Origin of the sequence: Microcoleus sp. Pol7_B2 (genome assembly GCF_036701035.1) — a bacterium.
Taxonomy (GTDB): Bacteria; Cyanobacteriota; Cyanobacteriia; order Cyanobacteriales; family Microcoleaceae; genus Microcoleus.
The window spans coordinates 14488-35127 of the sequence record NZ_JAUBQB010000076.1; the positions used below are offsets into that span (position 1 = coordinate 14488).

The 20640-nt window shown below is 46.2% G+C and carries 15 protein-coding genes; 9 read left to right on the forward strand and 6 right to left on the reverse strand.

Translation table 11 applies throughout. The annotated features are described in order from the left end of the window. The coding region (locus QUA57_RS22775) for a calcium-binding protein (protein WP_445304503.1) at positions 1 to 1130 on the forward strand (1130 nt) is incomplete at its 5' end. A gap of 132 nt (positions 1131 to 1262) precedes the next feature. Here the strand turns inward: QUA57_RS22775 and QUA57_RS22780 are convergent. Further along, positions 1263 to 6632 carry an AAA family ATPase gene (locus QUA57_RS22780; RefSeq protein ID WP_333063734.1) on the reverse strand — a complete coding sequence of 1790 codons (5370 nt, stop codon included), beginning with the start codon at positions 6630 to 6632 and terminating at the stop codon, positions 1263 to 1265. Between the two features lie 1101 nt (positions 6633 to 7733). Beyond that, a complete protein-coding gene (locus QUA57_RS22785; RefSeq protein ID WP_333063735.1) occupies positions 7734 to 8126 on the reverse strand; it encodes a hypothetical protein in 393 nt (130 codons plus the stop codon). A 375-nt stretch (positions 8127 to 8501) separates the two neighbouring features. Between QUA57_RS22785 and chlP the strand changes: the two genes are divergently transcribed. Next, entirely contained in the window at positions 8502 to 9722 is a 1221-nt protein-coding gene (chlP, locus tag QUA57_RS22790) for a geranylgeranyl reductase (protein ID WP_333063736.1), read from the forward strand. 121 nt (positions 9723 to 9843) lie between these two features. On the opposite strand, the gene QUA57_RS22795 is transcribed toward chlP, so the two are convergent. Beyond that, positions 9844 to 10386 (reverse strand): Dps family protein, encoded by a 543-nt coding sequence (locus tag QUA57_RS22795; RefSeq protein WP_006632871.1) that lies wholly within the window; start codon positions 10384 to 10386, stop codon positions 9844 to 9846. A 355-nt stretch (positions 10387 to 10741) separates the two neighbouring features. Between QUA57_RS22795 and QUA57_RS22800 the strand changes: the two genes are divergently transcribed. The 3 genes from QUA57_RS22800 (at position 10742) to QUA57_RS22810 (ending at position 13541) form a co-directional block, all read left to right on the forward strand. Next, positions 10742 to 10993, forward strand: a complete 252-nt coding sequence (locus tag QUA57_RS22800) for an Asr1405/Asl0597 family protein (RefSeq protein ID WP_006632870.1) — start codon at positions 10742 to 10744, stop codon at positions 10991 to 10993. Positions 10994 to 11060: 67 nt separating this feature from the next. Next, on the forward strand, positions 11061 to 11723 hold the full coding sequence (locus tag QUA57_RS22805; protein WP_333063738.1) for a (2Fe-2S) ferredoxin domain-containing protein: 663 nt from the start codon (positions 11061 to 11063) through the stop codon (positions 11721 to 11723). A 486-nt stretch (positions 11724 to 12209) separates the two neighbouring features. Continuing rightward, a complete protein-coding gene (locus QUA57_RS22810) occupies positions 12210 to 13541 on the forward strand; it encodes a hypothetical protein (protein WP_333063739.1) in 1332 nt (443 codons plus the stop codon). Between the two features lie 38 nt (positions 13542 to 13579). Here QUA57_RS22810 and QUA57_RS22815 read toward each other — a convergent pair whose 3' ends face one another. After that, positions 13580 to 15721 carry a flavin-dependent dehydrogenase gene (locus QUA57_RS22815; protein WP_333063740.1) on the reverse strand — a complete coding sequence of 714 codons (2142 nt, stop codon included), beginning with the start codon at positions 15719 to 15721 and terminating at the stop codon, positions 13580 to 13582. A 193-nt stretch (positions 15722 to 15914) separates the two neighbouring features. On the opposite strand from QUA57_RS22815, the gene QUA57_RS22820 reads away from it, so the two are divergent. Together QUA57_RS22820 and QUA57_RS22825 are read left to right on the forward strand one after the other, a co-directional pair. After that, positions 15915 to 16148, forward strand: coding sequence for a hypothetical protein (locus tag QUA57_RS22820; protein ID WP_190662685.1), 234 nt, complete (start codon positions 15915 to 15917; stop codon positions 16146 to 16148). Positions 16149 to 16194: 46 nt separating this feature from the next. Then, positions 16195 to 16758 carry a Uma2 family endonuclease gene (locus QUA57_RS22825; RefSeq protein ID WP_333063741.1) on the forward strand — a complete coding sequence of 188 codons (564 nt, stop codon included), beginning with the start codon at positions 16195 to 16197 and terminating at the stop codon, positions 16756 to 16758. Between the two features lie 80 nt (positions 16759 to 16838). On the opposite strand, the gene QUA57_RS22830 is transcribed toward QUA57_RS22825, so the two are convergent. After that, on the reverse strand, positions 16839 to 17918 hold the full coding sequence (locus QUA57_RS22830) for a M23 family metallopeptidase (protein ID WP_333063742.1): 1080 nt from the start codon (positions 17916 to 17918) through the stop codon (positions 16839 to 16841). Positions 17919 to 18078: 160 nt separating this feature from the next. Here QUA57_RS22830 and QUA57_RS22835 point away from each other — a divergent pair, with 160 nt between their 5' ends. Further along, positions 18079 to 18780: a phosphatase PAP2 family protein gene (locus QUA57_RS22835; RefSeq protein ID WP_333063744.1), complete on the forward strand. Its 702-nt coding sequence runs from the start codon at positions 18079 to 18081 to the stop codon at positions 18778 to 18780. Between the two features lie 11 nt (positions 18781 to 18791). On the opposite strand, the gene QUA57_RS22840 is transcribed toward QUA57_RS22835, so the two are convergent. Further along, on the reverse strand, positions 18792 to 19676 hold the full coding sequence (locus QUA57_RS22840; RefSeq protein WP_333063745.1) for an aspartoacylase: 885 nt from the start codon (positions 19674 to 19676) through the stop codon (positions 18792 to 18794). 160 nt (positions 19677 to 19836) lie between these two features. On the opposite strand from QUA57_RS22840, the gene QUA57_RS22845 reads away from it, so the two are divergent. Continuing rightward, positions 19837 to 20613, forward strand: a complete 777-nt coding sequence (locus tag QUA57_RS22845; protein WP_333063746.1) for a LysR substrate-binding domain-containing protein — start codon at positions 19837 to 19839, stop codon at positions 20611 to 20613. Positions 20614 to 20640: the final 27 nt, after the last annotated feature.

Below are 20640 nucleotides of genomic sequence, written 5' to 3' on the forward strand. Positions count from 1 at the left end.
CAACTCCGACTTCGACAACAACTCCGACTTCGACAACAACTCCGACTTCGACAACAACTCCGACTTCGACAACAACTCCGACTTCGACAACAACTCCGACTCCGACTCCCACCCCAACTCCGACTCCAACGCCAACTCCGACTCCGACTCCCACCCCAACTCCAGATACTCCCGGTGTCATTATCATTCAACCACTTGGCAGTACCAACGTACTCGAAAGCTTGGGCAGTGATATATACAAAGTGCGACTAAATACTCAACCAACTGCTAATGTCACCGTCGCCATTACCCCTGAAACTCAAGTTACTGTCAGCCAACCTGCCCTTACTTTTACTCCCGCCAATTGGAATGTCGCTCAAACGGTAACGGTGACTGCTGTTGACGATGCGGTTGTTGAGGGCGATCGTGTCAGCCCAATTAGCCACGCCACTAGCAGCACAGACACATTGTATAATAATCTAGTCGCCTTTCTCACAGTCAATATCAGCGATAACGATAACTTAGGCGATATCAAAACCTTGTTGAAAAAGTCAGTAATCGGTTTGACAGACAAGGACGATCGCGTCATAGGATCGGCATTAAACGACATTATCCACGCACGCCCCGGCAATGACTATCTTCATGGCAAAGCAGGGGATGACTTGCTTTACGGACAAAAAGGGAATGACGGCATCAGCGGCGGTGATGGCAATGACATTATTTTTGGCGGCCAAGGGATTGATTTTATTCAGGGTGACGGCGGTATTGACTTGATTTACGGAGGTAAGGAAAGCGATCGCATTTACAGCGGCGATGGCGACGATATAGTATTTGGCGACGGGGGCAATGATTACTTATTTGGAGAAATTGGTGCCGACACTCTCACAGGCGGATTGGGTTTTGATGTGTTTGCGATCGCGATCGGCGCTGGTGGAACTGCCTTAGCCGCTGCTGATGTGATTAATGATTTTACCCTCAATCAAGACAAAATTGATTTAATTAGCCCCCTGGCTTTTAGCCAGTTAAATATTTTTCAAGGAACAGGCGCTTTTGTTAGCGATACTATAATTCAGTATCAGGTAACAGGGGAATATTTAGCTGTCTTGAAAGGAGTCACTGCCAGCAGTATAGTTCAGGCACTAACTTTTTAGACTTCGTATGTTGTTGCGCTAAAGCGCTTTAGCGCAACAACATACCTACCCGATTTCGATCGCCTAGTTTGTATGGTGTCTCAGCAGTCGATCGCATTTTCTGTGGCTTTGATTTTCAGGTATAGCAACCGCTTAATGTAAATGGTGTAGCCTGTCTTTGATTTTGGTGCGAGTCACCAATGCAGACTCACAGCGTTCCCAGTAAATTTTAGCAACGCGATCGCCCGGATTCTGACGCCAACACTCGGAAAACAGTCGCGCCGCTTCAAATAACTTCCCTTCCGAGTAAAGTGCCCTAGCTTCTGCAAACAATTCCAGCGTAGCTAACTTGACCTGTTTAATTTCTGGCGGATCTGCATCAAACACCTCATAAATCGTCACAGCTTCGGATTTTCCCTTGACTTTTACCGTGTCTAGAGTGCGGATTGTATACTGAGATGGATTTTTCAGGCGCGCATAAGTTGGCTGAGTAATTAACAACGAAACCCCATAATTTTTTGTCAAACTTTCCACGCGAGAAGCTAAATTAACGGCATCACTAATTACTGTCCCGTCCATACGATTTGGTCCTCCCACAGTTCCCAGCATCAAAGAACCCGTATTAATCCCAATCCCAATCTGAATCTGGGCACAGCCAGCGTTGGCGCAGTATTCATTATATTCAACGAGACGGTGCAGCATCGCAATTCCCGCTTTCACCGCATTATCCGCTTCCCCACTAAACAGTGCCATAATCGCATCGCCAATATATTTATCAATAAACCCGTGATTTTGATTAATAACAGGTTCCATACGAGAAAGATAGGAATTGATAAATTTGAAATTATCCTCCGGCGTCATAGTTTCCGAAAGCGTGGTGAAGTCGCGAATGTCGGAAAACAACACCGACATTTCTAACTGAACTTGGTCGCCCAATTCCACATCAATGATGCTTGATTTCTCTAAAAATTGGAGGAATTGATGGGGAACAAATCGCTCGTAAGCTTTGTTGAGTTGAGCCAGCCTGCTTTCATTTTCGCGTACTTCTGTATAAAGCTTAGAATTTTGAATCGAGATCGCCGCCTGTCCAGATAACACTTTTAATAGTTCTACTCTTTCAGGGGTAAAAGCTCCCGCTGTCAGATTATTTTCTAAGTAAACAATACTAATGATTTGAGATTGGTTAATCAGCGGCACACATAAAATTGATTTGGGCTGATGCTTTCGGATGTGGGCGTCGTTGGTAAATTGTTTCGATCGCGCAGCATCATCTAGTACAACGCTTTCTTGAGTGCGACTCACATAATTGACAATTGCGGAGGAAAGGTCTGGACAGGTTTCAACGGGGATTGACTGCAACACGGTGACGAGTTCGTCATCGAGTGTTCCTTCAGCTTCAATTAACAGTTGTCTCTGGCTTAATAAAATCAGATAACCTCGTTGCGCCCCTGCATTTTCAATCAAAATTTTCATCAAGCTAGACAGTAGCTTATCTAGCATAATTTCTCCAGAAATCGCCTGAGAAGCCTTCATCACTGCGCTGATATCTAGGTGATTCCCCGAACCAGTCGTTGTCATTGCTACGGTAGTTTGAGTATTTTTCCTTCCCGGTTGAGTTACAGAGAATAAGTGGGGATATCGCGTTTCTAAATCCGTTACCTTAGCAGTGGCTCCCCATTCAACATAACAATAATACGCCTCAAAGATGTAGGCTTGAGCAACTTTTGTTTTGCCCCATTCCCCGTAGAATTTGGCTGCTAGTTCGTTTGCCAGGGCTTCGTCATTAACATATTTGTTTTCTTTGGCTCCAGAAATTGCGCGATCGTACATTTCAATCGCCTCGGCTTTATTGCCCAACACCCGTTGCCGTTCTGCTTCCACTAAATACCATTTATGCAAATAATTCATCGGAGCGTTTTGCGCCCACTGTTGCAGCGTGGTTTGATGGGTTTCCACTAAGGCAATAGTTTCAGTTTGCTCAATGGCTGGCTGTGCGGGAAAAAGTGCCAGGTGCGTCAGGGCGGCATAAAAATGAAAAATTGGAACAAAAGCTGATCCAGATACTCCCATCAAATACTGTTTGACTTGGGTAATGTGGTCTAGGGCAGCGGTGTAATTGCCATAGCAGTAAGCAAGCAGCAGTTTGAAGATGCAGGCACAGGCGATCGCCGTGAATTCATTATCCTGATAGTGCTTGGGAATCATCACCGTTTCATTGTAGGCAGAACCTATTAACAAATCCGGCCGAATATGGGTTTCCCTCAAGTTTTGTACCGTCTGCTGAATCATATCCAAATAAACCCGAGCAGAATATTGTTTCAACTGCGCCATGACAGCCCTGTAATTTGCTATTTCTGGTTCCCAAGTTTCTAGTTCTACACCAGCGAATAAATAAGTATAAAAGCAAATATATATGTTGTAGCCAGCATTTACAAAGTCGCCTGTTTCCATACCAAATCTATAGCCCTCTTTCAGCGTCGGTATCGTTGCCAAAAGAGCTTCTTGGCGATGCTGAATCCAGCCACCAAACAAAAGTAGAACTGTGGACTTGAATTCTGGCACATTCAACCGATCGAGCAATGAGAGTGCCAATTGCCCAAAGCCATAGCCCGTTTCCACCTCTTGTAAAAAGGCACAGAATACCATCCCGTGCATCGCATAACCCACCGTCGATGCGGGCGCATTCCCAAAGGAGAGCGATAAACTCACCATCGTGGAGCTCAGCAGCGGCAGCAAACCCGGCATTCCCTGGAAAATGGGGGGAAACAACATACCAGACAGTTGCATAGCTGCCTGAGTCTGTGGATTTGTCATCACAGGTAAGTCAACCAATTCCTCAATCTTTCTGCCGCTTAGTTGGGCCGCAAGGGCTTGTAGCGCTTTGCCAATCTTGGCTTCATCAGGTTCGGCAGGGAGTTCAATCCCCAATTGTAAGAGTGCGTCTCTTGCTACTGCGATCGTTTCTAAAACCTTGCTCTGGGCTGTCTGAGCGGCAATTTTAATTTCGTAAATTTTAACTAGATCTAAAATTGTTTGGGCTTCTTGCAAAACCAGTGCTGCCATCTGTTCCATACCATCAAAATCACCATTCAAATAGGCAATTTCAGCAGCACCAACATAAAGATTTAGCGCCAATTCATATTGAGTTTGCCAGCATTGAGGTGTCAGTAGCTCAATTCCCGTTTGTAGATAAATATTTGCCGCAGCGTAAGCGGTAGAATTTCTTGCCTTACGTCCAGCTTCTAAGTTTAGTTGAGCTAAGGCTGAGCGTTCACTTAATTTATGGATTAACTCAATTCCTTGATTTAAATGCCCCACAATATCAAATATTTTTTCTTCTGTTTCTATGTCGGAAGAACTTTGTAGCAGTAACTGTCCTATTTTGAGATGAGTGGCTTGTTTTCGATCGTCGGGAATCAATGAATAAGCCGCTTGCTGGACGCGATCGTGCAGGAACTTATAAGTGGGATTAGCAACAGACTGATTGGGGGATTGAGCATCTGCTTGAATGAAGTTATAGCCTTCTGAAATCACTAAAATGAGTCCTTCTTGCAAGGCTTTCCACAGCGCTGATGCCGTTTGTTCTGGTAATTCTTCCCTGACTATTGCCAATGTCTCTAAATCAAACTGCGCCCCAATGCACGCCGCCAGTTTGAGAACATCCTGAGTTTCGGCCGGCAACTTCTGCAATTGCGCCGCCATAAACTCCACCACATCCGAGGCGTCGGCAAATTTAAGTTCATTAATATCGCACTGCCACCCCCCTTTACTGCCTCCCTTAGTAAGAGGGGATTGAGGGGGGTTAAAAATAATTTGACCATCTTCATACAAGGCTTTGAGGAATTGAGTCGAGAAAAAGGGATTACCTTGGGTTTTTTGATAAACCAATTCTGTCAAAGGTTGAGCAAAAGATAAATCGCAAATCAGCGTATCTGCTACCAACTGATTGAGATCTGCTAAACTCAACGGTTGCAGAGTAATCGTATTCACCGTGGCTCCCGACTTCACAATCTCATCCACAGTCAACATAAACGGATGAGCCGGTGATACCTCATTATCCCGATAAGCACCCAATATCAAGAGATGCCCCGTATCCTCCATCAACAGTTGTAGCAATTTCAGCGATGCCGAATCTGCCCACTGCAAATCGTCCAGAAACATCACCAAGGGATGTTCTGCTTGGGTAAATACTTGCACAAATTTCTGCATCAGCAGATTGAAGCGATTTTGTGCTGCACTCCCCGACAATTCTAATGCAGGACGTTGAGCGCCAATGATGTGTTCTAATTCAGGAATTACGTCAATCAAGACTTGCCCACTCTCGCCTACTGCGGTGAGAATTAGGGTTTTCCATCTGTGTAACTGAGCGTCACTTTCTGATAATAATTGTCCCATCAATTCCCGAAATGCTTGCACAAATGCACTGAAAGGAATATTGCGCTGGAATTGGTCGTATTTGCCTTTGATAAAATAGCCGCGCTGTCGGGCGATCGGCTTATGCACTTCATTCACTACTGCGGTTTTACCAATCCCAGAAAAGCCTGCTACTAACATCATTTCGGCGCTAGCATTACGAACTCTTTCAAAAACCGCTAATAGATGATCAACTTCTGTTTCTCTGCCGTATAACTTTTCGGGTATCAGGAAATGGTCTGTAATATCCAGCATTCCCAAGTCAAATTCTTCTATGCTATCGGTTTCTTGTAATTGAACCAGACACATTTCTAAATCCTGCTTGAGACCCAGTGCAGTTTGATAGCGATTTTCCGCATTTTTTGCCATCAGCTTGCTGACAATTTGCGAGACAATTAGGGGAATTTCTGGCTTGATTTCGTGCGCGGGAACTGGTTGTCTGGCAATGTGGCAGTGAACTAGCTCTAAAGCGTCTTCTGTCTCAAAAGGCAGTTTTCCTGTCAGCAATTCGTAGAAGGTGACGCCGAGGGAATAAAAGTCAGTGCGGTAATCGATAGAGCGATTCATCCTGCCAGTTTGTTCCGGGGAGATGTAAGCGAGGGTTCCTTCTAAAACGTTGGGATTTTTCAGGGTCGGCATTTCTCGGGTTAGCTGAGTGGAAATGCCAAAGTCGATAATTTTAAGCTGTCCCGTTTCCGGGTTATAAACAATATTTGAGGGGTTAATATCTTTGTGGATGATTTTGGCCCTGTGAATTTGCCCTAAAGTTTCAGTGGCTGCGATCGCCAGGAGAAGAAACTCCTTGAGGCTAAACTTTCGCTGCTGCATCCATATTTTCAAGGATTCCCCGCCAAAGTCCTCCACAAAAATCACGAGGCTATTTTGGTATTTTTGCAAGTCATAAACTTGCACGACTCCCGCCTCTTTCAGCTCTCGGGTGATACGGTATTCGGTGCGGTAGCGTAGCAATTCTTGAGGTGTGGGGTAGCTTTCTTTGAGCAGTTTGAGGATGAGTGGTTGGTGATCCGCTTCCCGGATGGCGCGGTAAACCAGAGAGTTGGCACTTTCATAGAGAAGTGTCTGGACGGCAATGCCTGGAATGGAGAGCATATTTATTTTTTTAATAAAAATTAAAGCGAAGTCAAAACGCACCGGGTTCGTTGTGTCGAGAATAGCGCTTTAAAAAGGAACAAATTATGTTTTTATAACACACTCTTAGTTTTTCGGCAGCGAATTGGCTTTCAGGTGGTCTGGCAGAGTAAGGGTAAGGAGTTATAATGCGACGTATCTCAGCCTTGTCAATTCTCAACTCCATGAATTGTCCCCGTTTCGGTTCTCCAAACATAGTTAAAAATTGTCCCACCTCCAGCGCTAAGCAAAACTTTAAATGTATATAGTGTTATAGGCAGTTTCTTTAAAACCGCAGACATCAAAGGATTTGAGAGATCAGCTTTTATTAGAAAAAATATCTTGAGTCGCGATTATCAAAGTCACGAGGGTGTCCCCCCGCTGGTTCCAATACTATTTGTTTTTCAACAATTAGCATTAGTCCCCCGGAAAGTTCAAGTAAAGTCAAAAAAACAAGCCAAGCTAACGATCCAACATGATGAAATGTAGTCGTTTGTAGGCAATAAGGGGAAGCAGTGGAAAGAGCTGCCAATTGAGGCCTTAACCCAAAAAATTTTCGGGGTGTATATAGGAAGTCGAGTTGAAAGGGGTGCTAAAGGTTTTTGGGATTCCCTCCCAGTAGTTGACAGACAATTTGCCGTCTATTATACAGATTTTTGAGCAGGCTCTAAAAAAAAATCCTTCCCCAGCGACACAAATCTCTAAGGAAAGATACTGGCAAAACTTCTGATATCGAAAGAATCAATAACACCCTTGTGCAAAGGATATCTCGTTTGATGAGAAGGAGTCAGAAGACAGAATTCAGAATACCCCATGCCTGAAGTCAGGGGTAACGGTCACGGAAAGAATTTTTTATGCTCCACAATTAAAATTGGGGGCTTTAAACCTCGATTCTCCATCCTGTCGCACAGAATCCATTCTAGATTCTGGCTCATCTATCTATAAAGATCTCCAATCATGGGGGTGCCTTCTGGTATTTTATCCATCATTACAAGGCTTCTTTATCCTTAAGAGTGTTTAGGATTTTGCCTTGCTATGCAGGACTACCAGACTTTGTTCTCATGATTTTGGAGAGTCATGTATCTACTTCCCCTTACCCTTGCGGGCTACAAACTCCCGCAGCCGCAGTAAACTAGCAGTTTGCCCCAAATTCAGGGGCAGCAGCGACACTCCCTCCAACCGAGACTGTACCCAACCATCGCCCCAATACCACTCGTGAAATCCGTCAATTCCCTGACTCAATAACAGCCGCAGACAATTGTGCTCAGCAATATCAACGTGATGCTGAACTGCCACGGGGCCCAGCCAACTTGTAAAGGTCAAACCTTGAGCAAATTCTTCCGGCAAACCGCTAGACAACTGCTGCGGCCACAGCCACTGCTGCAATTGACTCGGACGCAACAAGCTGTCTCTAATCGCTGTTTCGGAAGCTTCAAGCTCAATCCGCAGGTTGCTTTGTTGAAAATTACCGAGCATAACAAATTTAGATATAAGTGCAAGTAACTTTAATGTAACTTATTGGACTGGTTCTAACCTCTTAGGGGCGGGCAAGATGCCCACCCCACAAGCAGAAAATTCATCTGTTGTGGAACAGGCACGAAAGCTTGTTCTTAGAAGTTCGATCGCACACCAGGGCACATCAGGGCACATCAGGGCACATCCGCCTTCATCTGCCGTTAAAGATTTAAGATCTTCGATCGCACGCCTCGCCCCAGACCCGATTTTCGTATCGAACTGTTAAGCTCTGTTTCATTTCATTGAAATCTCCCCTGCTTCACGCCACCGCATCCAAACTCCGTGATAACATCACACCTGAGTAATGCCTATAGAAAAAAACTGGAGAGAAAAGCTTTGACACTAAGGGTTGCAGTAGTAGGTTCAGGCCCTGCGGGTTCTTCCGCCGCCGAAACATTGGTAAAAGCAGGAATCGAAACATACTTATTCGAGCGTAAATTAGACAACGCCAAACCCTGCGGTGGGGCGATTCCCCTGTGCATGGTCAGCGAATTTGACTTGCCGCAAAATATTATTGACCGCCAAGTCAGAAAAATGAAAATGATCTCCCCCTCCAACGTCGAGGTGGACATCAATATTGAAAACGCACATGAATACATCGGTATGTGCCGCCGCGAAGTGCTCGACGGCTTCCTGCGCGATCGCGCCGCTTCTTTGGGTGCAAAACTGATTAACGGCACCGTTCACAAATTAGAAATTCCCGGCAACAATACAGACCCCTACACTCTCCACTATGCCGACCACTCCGACGGCAGCGCAATGGGAATTCAGAAAACTCTGAAAGTCGATTTGGTAATCGGGGCTGACGGCGCTAACTCCCGCGTAGCAAAGGCGATCGACGCTGGCGACTACAATTATGCGATCGCCTTCCAAGAGCGCATCCGCCTGCCAGAAGATAAAATGGCTTACTACGAAGACTTAGCCGAAATGTACGTCGGCGACGACGTATCTACCGACTTCTACGCTTGGGTGTTCCCCAAATACGACCACGTAGCCGTCGGTACCGGCACGATGAAAGTCAATCAAGCCAGCATCAAAAAGCTGCAAGCAGGCGTCCGCGCCCGCGCTGCCAAAAAACTGATGGGCGGTGAGATTATTAAAGTGGAAGCTCACCCCATCCCGGAACATCCGCGTCCCCGCCGCGTTGTCGGCCGAGTTGCTCTCGTAGGCGATGCTGCCGGTTACGTTACCAAGTCTTCCGGGGAAGGTATCTATTTTGCCGCCAAGTCTGGCCGGATGTGCGCCGAAACTATTGTGGAGATTTCCAATAAAGGCGCGCGCATTCCGACTGAAGAGGAAATTAAGATTTACCTGAAGCGGTGGGATAAAGCCTACGGCATTACTTACAAAGTTCTCGACATTTTGCAGCGCGTGTTCTACCGTTCCGACGCTACTCGCGAAGCTTTTGTGGAAATGTGTGCCGATCGCGATGTGCAGAAACTCACATTCGATAGCTACTTGTATAAGACAGTAGTACCGGCAAATCCTTTCATCCAGATGAAGATTACCGCCAAAACCATTGGTAGCTTGTTGCGCGGCAATGCTTTAGCGCCTTAATTCCCTGCGGAGCAAACGCACTTTGTATAAAAAAAGCGGGCAGTTTTGTGACTGCCCGCTTTTTTTTCGATCTAAGATAACGAACCCCGAAGGCGCGAAGGAAGAGGAAGAAGAAGAATTGTTAGTTCAAATTCAACTGCACTAAGGTATCGGGCGCGAGGAAGTGAGAAATGTGATAAGCCCGCTCTTCTGTTTTTAGCAGGATTTTTTCGTAGAGGTAGCGGGTAGCTCGATCGCCCAAACTTTCTGCTTGTCCTGCTTGACGCCGCAGCAAACCTAGGATAGCTTGCTCCGCAATTAAATCATGCTCTAGCATTTGGCGACAGGAATATACGCCGTCGGCTTCCGGCTCAAAACAGCATAGCTCGGCTAATTTGCTAAAGCTAGCTGCCGGTATGCCGCCCAACCCGTTTAACCGTTCGCCCAACTCGTGGACGCTATCTTGAGCTTCTCCGTAGCTTTCTTCAAAGAATTTGTGCAAGGAGTAAAATTCTGCCCCTTCCACCACAAAATGATGTTTTTGATATTGCAGGTATAGAGCCTGGAAACTGGCCAGCAGCGCGTTCATCCCTTCACAAATCGGTGCTGTGACTGAATGTTCCAGTAGAACTGGGTTTTCGGCTATGTGCCCAAACGGTCTCAATGCACTCTGAGTCTCAGCCATGTGTGTTCTCCTCTCAATAGGCAGTTTTGTTGCCAATAGAGTCAGTCTAGCACCGTAAATTTACCAGTCAAGCAGCGTCTGCCTCGATAGTAGAAGATTTTATAGAGTAGGAAATTTTTTTTGTAAACCTATTGAGAATTATTAGCAGTTGGGTTATGCTTGAACAAGATCCTCGTTCTAAAGGCTTCCTGAAAGTGGGGCGAACCTTCTGAAGGCAGAAGGCAGAGGACAAAAGGCAGAATTTTTCAGGAAGAGCTTTCGATCATCTTGGATGTTCTGCTGAAATCTGGCTTTTAACTTCTACCCGCTACCATTCAGGGTAAAAATTAATGCAAATTATTACTGTTGTTAAAAAATGAATCCAGCAGATCCAGAATTAGAAGTTTGTGACATTGTGCAAGTAAGTTGGCTAGATAGGTGGCAAGTTTACAAACGCTTGCAAGAACTAGAAATTCCCTGCTGGTGTGCGGTTGACCAACCTTTGCGGGCAAAAGTCAACACAGCTAAACAAGCGGCTCAGTTAATGAGCGTGTTGAGGCAAGTCAGTGCCCCTCGGGACGAACTGGTGGAATGGCTGGAGTGCTGCTGGCAAAAGGCTTCAAGGTAGAAGGAAGTTCGGCAAAGCTCAGTGTACAAGATGTAACGGATGTAACGGATTTAAAGGAGTCATAACAATGTATAAGTCTGGCAAGCAAGTTTCCGAATTCAGTTTAGAGGGAGAAATCCTCGGCCTGATTATTGAAGATGGCTGCAAACTTAAATATTTGCGAATTAGCAATGCTCGGGGAGTAGAATATCTTGTTAAACTGTGCAAGGAATTGCGGTCATTTCTGTTACCTGTTTTGACGCCCGGTTTGAAAGTTGAAGTTGTAGGTGAGAAAGAAATCAACTTGAAAAACGGTAAAATAAAACTTAAAGCTCGCAGCGTCAAGCTGGCTCAAGGTCAAAACGATCGATCGCCAGAACAGCTTGACTCCACCAATGGGCCTGTTGCGGTATTGACATCCGACGATCGCGCCATCGGCAAAAGCGAAGTCACCTCTCCCACAGCAGCTAAAACTGTAAAAGCTCCGGCAAAAACCCAAACCAAAATATTAGTATGTCAAAAATCAGACTGCCTGAAGCGGGGCGCTGGAGGAGTCTGTAAAGCTTTAGAAAATGCTTTGAATGCGCGCGGTTTAGAAGACAAAGTGACAGTACAGGGAACCGGATGTCTCAAACAGTGTAAAGCGGGCCCAAATATAGTTGTGATGCCGGACAAAACTCGCTACAGCCGCATTGCACCGGCAGAAGTTCCAGCAATCATTGACAAACATTGTGCAGTTGTTAAAGCTTAGGCGATCGCACGGATGCCGAAACAGGAAGTTATACCATTTTAGATTAAAGAATTAAAGAATTGGGAATAACTTATTCTGCCTGGGTTTGGATCGGGGGTCTACAGTGGCATCATTGTTTGAAACTGCTATTAGAGATTGAGAAAAATCATTTTGATAGGACTCGCGGCGAAAAACTCACAGCCGGAGGGTCCTGGTGCGCGCATCTTACACGTTAATTTGAGTTCGGGTTGTATAGCGCAACAGTTAAAACGGTTAGGACGTTGTTAATTGCTCAAACCGTTGATTTTATTTGTTCTTCCTTCTTGCTTGTGGCGACTTCCATCGGACTTGTTCCGAACGCTATAGTTCGATCGCGCGAATCGATTCCGAGGTTATTGTCCCAAAAAATCGGAAAAATGCCAAAAACTATCACTTAGGGGCTTCCTTCGGGAGAATATCTAAGGATAGACTGTATCTGAGACCCTGTGAGTATTGGGATAAAAAGCCATGTCAGAAGCTGATCTTCGAGCCCATCAGCACCAACCACACCCTGCTGTTCCATCCGATACCGAACCATTGCACTCAGATTTTGCTGCTGCTGGGGGTTTTGAGCCGATCGCCCCCGATGCGACAGACCCTCCCGCAACGGTTCCCCAACAGCCAGAAGAAGACTGGCAAACAGTAGATTTTCCCAACGCCATCAGTGTAGATGCAATTCCTACAATACCTGAAACAAAAAAGTCGCAATCTCCGACACAGCCGACTGAGGCGGGCTCGCCCCCGATTTCAGAGAATCTAAAAAATATGCTTGGGAATGCCGAACAGGCCAAGGGCAAAGGATCGACCCCAGTGACCCTAATGCAAGCGCTGCACGAATGCAACCGCGACCTTTTACAGCGCATCGCCCAGCTAGAAACAGCTCTCGAAGAGTCCCAAAAAACATTGCAGAATCGCGAAACTTTGCTAGAACAGCGGACTGCAGAACTGGAAAATACTCAAGAACAATTGACGCGGCTGTTTGGCAAAGTGGAAGTTTCCCATCAAACCCTCCAAAGTCAAGAAATTTTAGTCGAAAATTTAAGAAGTCAGTTGGCAACCAGCCAAGTCAGGCTAGCGACTGTTGAGCGAGAATGTGCCTCTACTGTGCAGCGCTACAACGAACAGTTACACCAGTTAGTAGCCACAGAAAATATTTGCAGGGAATTGCGAGCCCGCTTGCACCGCCAGCAGCGCCACACTCTGCAATTCAAAGCTGCCTTGGAAAGAAGTTTGGACAGGCCGCAGGTAAAGTCTCCCAGGAGCGAGCAGCCTGACAATGGTCTGGAAACCGCCAGCGCACAATTAGAATCTTTGCTCGCGGCGGTCAAAAGCTCTCAAGTTCCGCTGCCGCCAGCTTTCAACGCTTCCCCTGTCCAACCTTGGTCGGAACCAGAAGAGCTTGCAGAGGTAGCGGCTGCTGCCGAGGCGATCGAGCCTGAAGCCCCAGCCAATCTGGAACTCAACAAATTAGCCGAAGTATCCGGCATTCAATTGCACAAGAGCGAAACCTACCAGCCTGATGAGCCGGCAACTGACTTGGCCGAACCGGTGGCGGAACCTGAACTGCCGGTGGCTGAGTCTGAACCCGAAACTGCTACCAAAGTGGACGCCCAAGAATTGGCCAGGGCTTTTCAAATTTTGAACTCTGTTGAAACCTTTGGCATTCAAGAAGTGCGATCGAGTGTGGCAAAACCTACAGCAGTCGCCCAACCAGACTGGCTGAGCTTGATTGCCAGTCCGCTGCGGGCTTCTAAAAAACGCCGATCGCTAGCTGAAATTGAATTGCCGAGTTTTCGATAGCGAACTGAAGTTGCTAGTTTTGAGTCACAACTCAAAACTCAACACTCTTTTCTCCCCTTTCCCATGCCGTAGGTGAGAGCATAGCTGGTAGCCAACAGCCACAGCCAAACAGCCGGATACCGGGGCTCCAACCAAGGTTGTACCCTGCGAGCGAAGCTGGGAAGCCATCCGAACAGCAAACTGGCCACAGCCAGCAGAGTAAAATTCACGTAACTTCCCAGCCAGCGCCAAATATCCCTCAAGGTGACAAAATCTAAAATCCACAAGAGGAGAGAAGGGTTTTTTCCGGCTGCTTCGAGCGCCAGTCGATTGAAAGTTAGCCAGTCGATTCTGTCTTTAATAAAAGTTTCGGCTACGGTGACTTTTTGTGCTGCCAAAATACCGAAAAAGGTATTGAGAATTGAATTAATTCTTTGAGGCGGCAAACTGCTCCCGGTAGGAACCATCATGCCTTTAGAAAATAGCCAAGTTACTGAAACATTGCTCTGGTAGGCGCGAATTTGGTTTAAGTGATTTGCCGTCAACAAATTGTGCTTTAAAGCTGTATCCAAAAGGTCTGTTAAGCGGAAAAGATTGCGGACAAGAGAGCCGAAGCCTGTGAAGACGAGGGGAGATTGCAAGGATGCTGCGTCGCCGATCGAGACTAGGCGATCGATCGCCACGGAGCGATCGCTGCTGTTGCTGCTAAAATGCCCCGGAATATAACCAAAGGTCGGTTTTTTCCACACCAATTTATCGACATCGCAGCGGCGGTATTCCGGTAAAATTGCGAAAAAATCCTCGTACATTTCCAGCAAAGAACCGGGATTCTCTGGATGTACTTGGTGGTAGTGAAATAGATAAACTGTCAGTTCTGTGCCGGCGCCGGGAAACAACTCCCAGATGAGCTGGCGCCCGCGGGAAATGTCCCCGTGAGTGTAGAGTACATCCCCGTACTCGGAATCCCAAACTCCCGGCTCAAATCCTGCGTCGATGACTGCTCCCACTGTCGGACAAACGCTGTCAAAAGTCCGCCCTTCGTTCAATTGCCAAGCGATGGGAGAAGCCGAACCCATTGCATCCACCAGCAGGCGTCCTAATGCAGTGCGATCGGCTTTTGTCGGTAAGTGGCGGCCTTGAACTACTACTTTTTCTGCTTCAACATCGGCTCTGAGAAACTCAGTTTCGTCCCAGATTTCCCCACCAGCTTCTGTTAGCTTAACTCCCGCTAAATTCAGCAATTTTTCGCCGTCCAAAGCTACATTGAGTACCTTTGGTGTGTGCAGAACTGGCGCTTGAGCAACGGGCGGATTGTTAGCATCAAAAAACTTGTTGTAGCCATCTTTGTATTCTCTGGCAATCAAAGTTTCGATTTCTGCAGCAGTAAATAAACCCAAATCAATTAAGCTTTGAATTTCATCCCGCGAAATATTCCACTCGCGATTCATTCGCCCGAAAGGCATCCGTTCAACTAGCAGCACCCGGTAGCCCAATTTCGCCATGACTGCGGCGTGAATCACTCCCAAGGCCCCGCCAATATAAATTAAGTCATAAAAAGTATCGCCAGAATCAGACATCGAAATTGTGCCTTCTGCCTTCTCCCCTGTTCCCTCTTCCTTCTTCCCTGTTCCCTCTTCCTTCAAAAACACTACTTGTTTTGGCTTTTGAGGATTGCGAGTGCTTTCGCGCCAACGTTGCTCCCACCAGTAGACGCGCTTGAGGTCGTATTCGCCTTGAGGCATTTTTTGGAAGTATTTAACGGTCAAGGGGTAATAGGGGGCAAGAGCCTCAAAAATTGACTGTTTGGAGAGGTCTATGACAGGGGGCTCGGGGTAGCGATCGGGAAACTTGTTTCTCACAGCAAGATTCAGATTTTCCAGGAACTTTTTTTCTCCCGCAGGCGCCTCTTCTAGACGAAAGACTTTTAAATAAGTGGTGCGCTGCAGTGACCAGACAAAGGTGGAAAGTTCTGTCGATCGCCAATTTGGGTTTCCTGAATTGGTGCCAGCCAAGGCGGGTTTTGGAGTGGCCTTTTGAGTTCCAGACTTGAGAACCTCGGCTGCTGTTGCGGGTGAAAGCAGGCGAAAGCCGTCAGCAGTAATAATTTTTTCTCCGATTTCGGGATCGAATTCGTGCTGCAACCAAGTGCAGACGGCTGCTGTATCCGGTGTCGGGACTTCTAGATAAAGAATTTCTTGCATGATTAGGGTGTCAATTCTGAATAAATTAATAAAGATGGGGGAGTTGACAAGGGAGCAAAGTAGGCTATACTCCCGAATACTTATTTAGTTTTAAATAAGTTTACAATGTTCTCAGATTTTTAGGTTTTCGATCGCTCTTGCTCTCGGTGGGGGCGCAACGGCTGAATATCTACTCCTTTCGGTATGCACTCTTATGAATTATCCCATTCCTACGAATCCTCAAGAAATGATTGCTTTGCGACAGCAGCCGCTGAATGAAGAATTGGTGGCGTCGGCGATCGCGGGTGTGATTCAAATAGCTCGATCGCGATCTCAGTCTTTGGATGAATTAAAGGCTGAGGTACTCGCCGACGACAATCTGCTCGATTTTGCTCAGAGGCTATGGCTGAGCGACATTGTGGCTCAAGCTTGGAACAATTTGCCTTAGACTAGACTGCGGCTAAAAGATCTATCTAATTAAAGGTGAAGTTAAAATGGTTAAAACAACATTAAAACCTTTAAATTTAGAAGAGTTTCTCCAACTACCAGAAACCAAACCACCAAGCGAATACATTGATAATCAAATTATTCAGAAACCACTGCCACAAGGAAAACACAGTGCGATTCAATGTGAACTAATTATTTTCATTGACTCTATATTAAAACCAAAAAAAGTTGCACGAGCTTTTCCAGAACTCCGGTGTACCTTTGGCGGAAGGTCAACAGTGCCTGATGTTTCAGTATTTGTCTGGAACAGAATTCCCACAGATGATAACGGCGAAATTGCTAATGTCTTTCCCATAGCTCCTGATTGGACAATAGAGATTTTGTCGCCGGAACAAAGTCAAACTAAAGTTACTAAAAATATTCTCCACTGTTTAAATCATCAAAGTCAGATGGGCTGGTTGATAGCTCCCGACGAACAATGCGTTTTTGTTTATGTTCCCCAGCAACAGACAGCAGTATTTGATGAACCAGAAATGCTGCTACCCGTGCCGTCCTTCGCTAGCGAACTGCGGTTGAGTGTCGGAGAATTATTTGGGTGGCTGTTGAAATAACCTTCGGAAGGAAGAAAGAAGAGAGTGATTTTGACACGGATACCCGAATTAAATGCTGTCAACAGTCAACAGTCAACGGACTAACGCAACTCAACTTCTCGCTTGACTTCTGTTAAAACTCGATCGCCCCGCGTCAACCGGTATTCGGCCCGCCAAACTCCCGGAATCAGAGGAGAATTTGTACTGTTTCTTTTGCCGACATAACCCAACCAAGTGCGGCTGGGGGCTTTAATTTCATTGGTCTGATCGGCGATGGTTGTGCCGTTGGGTGCAAATAATTTGTATTGTTCGCGATCGCCCTTGAGCACTCCGTAACTTTGCACCCAAAACAACAAAGCTGGACTGTTTGCAGGGAGTTGAGTCTCGGAAAATTGTCCTTCCCAGAGAGCGTTAATATCGGGTGGCTTATTGGCAAAACCGGCCCTAATTAAACCTGTGGAAATATAGTCTAGAGGCTTGTCCCAAATAGGATTGCGGGCGATGTTGCAGCCTACCTTCGCGTCGGGCCCGACAAACGGATCTACGGGTTTGCCTTGATAGCGAAAAGTTACGTGTACGTGGGGGAAAGATGCCATCCCAGAGTTCCCCACCATGCCCAAAACTGTGCCTTTTTGTACCTGCGTCCCCGGTTTGACGGCAACGCTGCCTTTGCGGAGGTGGCAGTATTGGGCTTCCCAGCCTGCGCCGTGGTCGATTACCATGCCGTTGCCGCATTCTGTGCCTGCGATGTTGGCTTTGTCTGTATCGTTCTGTAAACGCCGATCGACCACACCATCTCGCGATCGCAAAACTTTACCTGCTGCGGAGGCAATAACTGGAACTCCTTTTGCCATTGCTTTGGCGTCGGGAATCGCAAAATCTGTGCCGTCGTGGCCGTCGTAGGTTTGGCGCCCGCAGCCAAAATCGACTGCTGTGGGGCCGGGTTCTCGATCGAAATACAGCAATACAAAACAATCTTTGCCTAGGGTACAGTCGATCGGCTGGCCGAATTGCGGGTTGTTCGGCTTTTGGGCGACTGCGGTCGAGACGAGACGCTGGGCGATCGTGTGGGCTTCGGCGATCGGGGCATTGACTCCGCTGTTATTAGCACAGCTAGAAAGACTTGTCAACCCCAAGGTCAACAAAATTGCGGAAATGTATTTTGTGGAGAGTATAGTCATTCGCCGATTGGATGTAAAAGCTGAGGTGGGTAGTGAAAAATCAATTAATCATTCAGAATAGAGTTGCTCAAGCATCTAGACGATGGGTAAGGCGTTTTCGTTTCCTATCTTTGTTGTATTATTTTGATGTGGAAATTTTAAAATTTTAATTAGTTCAAGAATGGGTTCTAAAATTCGATCGATCATTTCGATAATTCGGCTGGCCGGGCTTGCTGTTGCGGCTTTGGGGATGTGGGGATTCGCCACCCTTGCCGAAGACGTGTTGGGAAAACAAAGTTACGCTTTCGATACCTCTATTTTACTAGCTCTAAGGGAATTGCACACTCCGCTGCGCGATCGAGTAATGCTGGGCTTTACCTTTTTGGGGGAACCCAACTTGCTGCTAGTGATTTGTCTGATGTTAGGTATTGTTTTGCTAGGGCGCAATCACCGATCGGAAGCAGCAACTATTGCGATCACGGGTGGGGGGGCGATCGGTTTAAACCTACTGTTAAAAAAACTTTTTGCCCGCGATCGACCTCAACTTTGGGAGCGCGTTGTTGACGTTCGCTTTTACAGTTTTCCTAGCGGACACGCGATGATTTCAATGGTTATTTACGGTTTGCTAGGATATTTCTTGGGTGAACGCTTTCCCAAGCAGCGCTGGTCGATTTACAGCTTGACAGTGGTATTAATTGCTGCTATTGGTTTGAGCCGGCTTTACCTAGGAGTTCACTGGCCTACCGATGTTATTGCTGGTTATACGGCTGGTTTGGTGTGGCTGATTACCTGTATCATCACTTTGGAAATATGGAAAGAATTGCGTTCTTTGACTACGGCTTCTAAAGAGGAGTTTTTGTCACCTGAGAATTCTCAAGAATAATTTTTAAATTTCTAGTCAAGACTGACTATTTGTTTTTGAGTAAAACACATGGCAATTCCTTTTTCGTAGTAAGCAGCCTCGTTAATGAAAATGGGATAAACGGTGGATTTACCTTCATACAATACCGACTCACCATCAAAGGTCAAAAACATCGGATCGCCGGGATTTAGGGCTTCATAATCTCTGAATTGCAGATGAGGATGAATCATTGCCTGAATTTCTCTGTTCTCGTTTCTGGGATAGTCGATCGCCCCAATGGTGTGATAAATAGTCAGGGGATTCTTTGCAGCAGGCATTGTGCCTTGATTGTAGGCTTCTACGCAGTCTAAAATTCGGCACACAACTTGCTCAGTTTGCTGAAATAAAGACGCATCCAAGACGCCTTGCGGCACTGCACCAACTTCCAGCGTACCGCCTAATTCGGAAAGCGATCGCAGCAAAGGACTATCATGATTCTTGGTTGTAGAAGTGAGTACCTTGAGGTGGGGATAGACAGAGGTTAAATAAGCTGCTAGTTGCAGGTTAAATGGATGATGGCTGGCGAGAATAAAAGTTAGCCCCATGTTGGACGTGGTGCTGTGCAAATCGATAATTAAGTTGGGCAGATGAGTATTTTTTGAGCTAAAAATGCGGTAGATTTCTTTCGCCCGCTGCGCTTCATAGCTGGAGAGATGGGGATTTTCTAAATCTTGCTTTCTAAAGCAGCGGTTGAGGTCGATATCGATGTAGCGTGTCCCGATTTCGCAAGCTTTGGGATTGGCTAGCAGGACGATTGTTTCAAAAGTCGATCGCCCAATTAACTCTGGCGCGCGATCAAATTTCTTCACCAGGTAAATTCCTGTGAGTTCGTTTCCGTGGGTTCCTCCCACTATGGCAACACGTTTAATTTGGTTCATAAACAAATAACTTCCTATCCCAAGGGCAGCAAGATCTCTCGCAGTCTGTTGACTTGAGATTAATAAGGTCTTACTATCCAGATTAGCTAAGGTCTTAGTATATGTCCAATATTGGATTAAGTAGTAAGGTATATTTAAAAGATATAGTAGTAGCTAATTAATGGAACTTCGACATTTGCGGTATTTCCTTGCAGTAGCAGAAGAGTTGAACTTCAGTCGCGCTGCGAAGCGTTTGCACATGGCGCAGCCTCCTCTGAGCCAGCAAATTCGGGCGCTGGAAGACGAGATTGAGGTGCAGTTGTTCGATCGTACCAAGCAACCCATTCAGTTAACGTGGGCAGGACAGGTTTTTTTAGAAGAAACTCGTTTGGTACTCGCGCAGGTGGACAATGCGGTCAAAACCGCAAAACGCGCCAGTCGGGGAGAAATCGGGCGTTTGATTGTGGGTTTTAACAGTTCTATGGCAAACTGTTTGTTGCCTGATATTTTGCGAGTTTATCGCGATCGATTTCCCAAAGTGGAACTGACTTGGCGGGAGTTAGCAACATCGCTGCAATTGCAAGCATTGCGCGAGCGGCATTTGGATGTTGGGTTTTTCCATTTAATGTCATCAATGGTTGAAGAATCAGATTTATGTTCAGTGACGATTTGGCAAGAACCTTTGATTGCGGCACTACCAGAAAATCATCGGTTAGTTAATGAAATTCAAGTTTCTTTAAAAGAACTTGCACAGGAATCGTTTATTCTTCCCTCTCGTCAATTCGCCCCCGGTTTGTCAGAAAAAATAGAACATTTGTGCCAACAATTTGGTTTTTCTCCTAATGTTATTCAAGAAGGAACAATGATGCTGACCATACTCGGCTTAGTCGCGGGCGACGTGGGAATTGCGGGTGCATCTCAGTTTTGCACATATATCAAGTGGAAAGTTGACCATTGAGATAAGCACAGCGCAGAGAAAGAATAG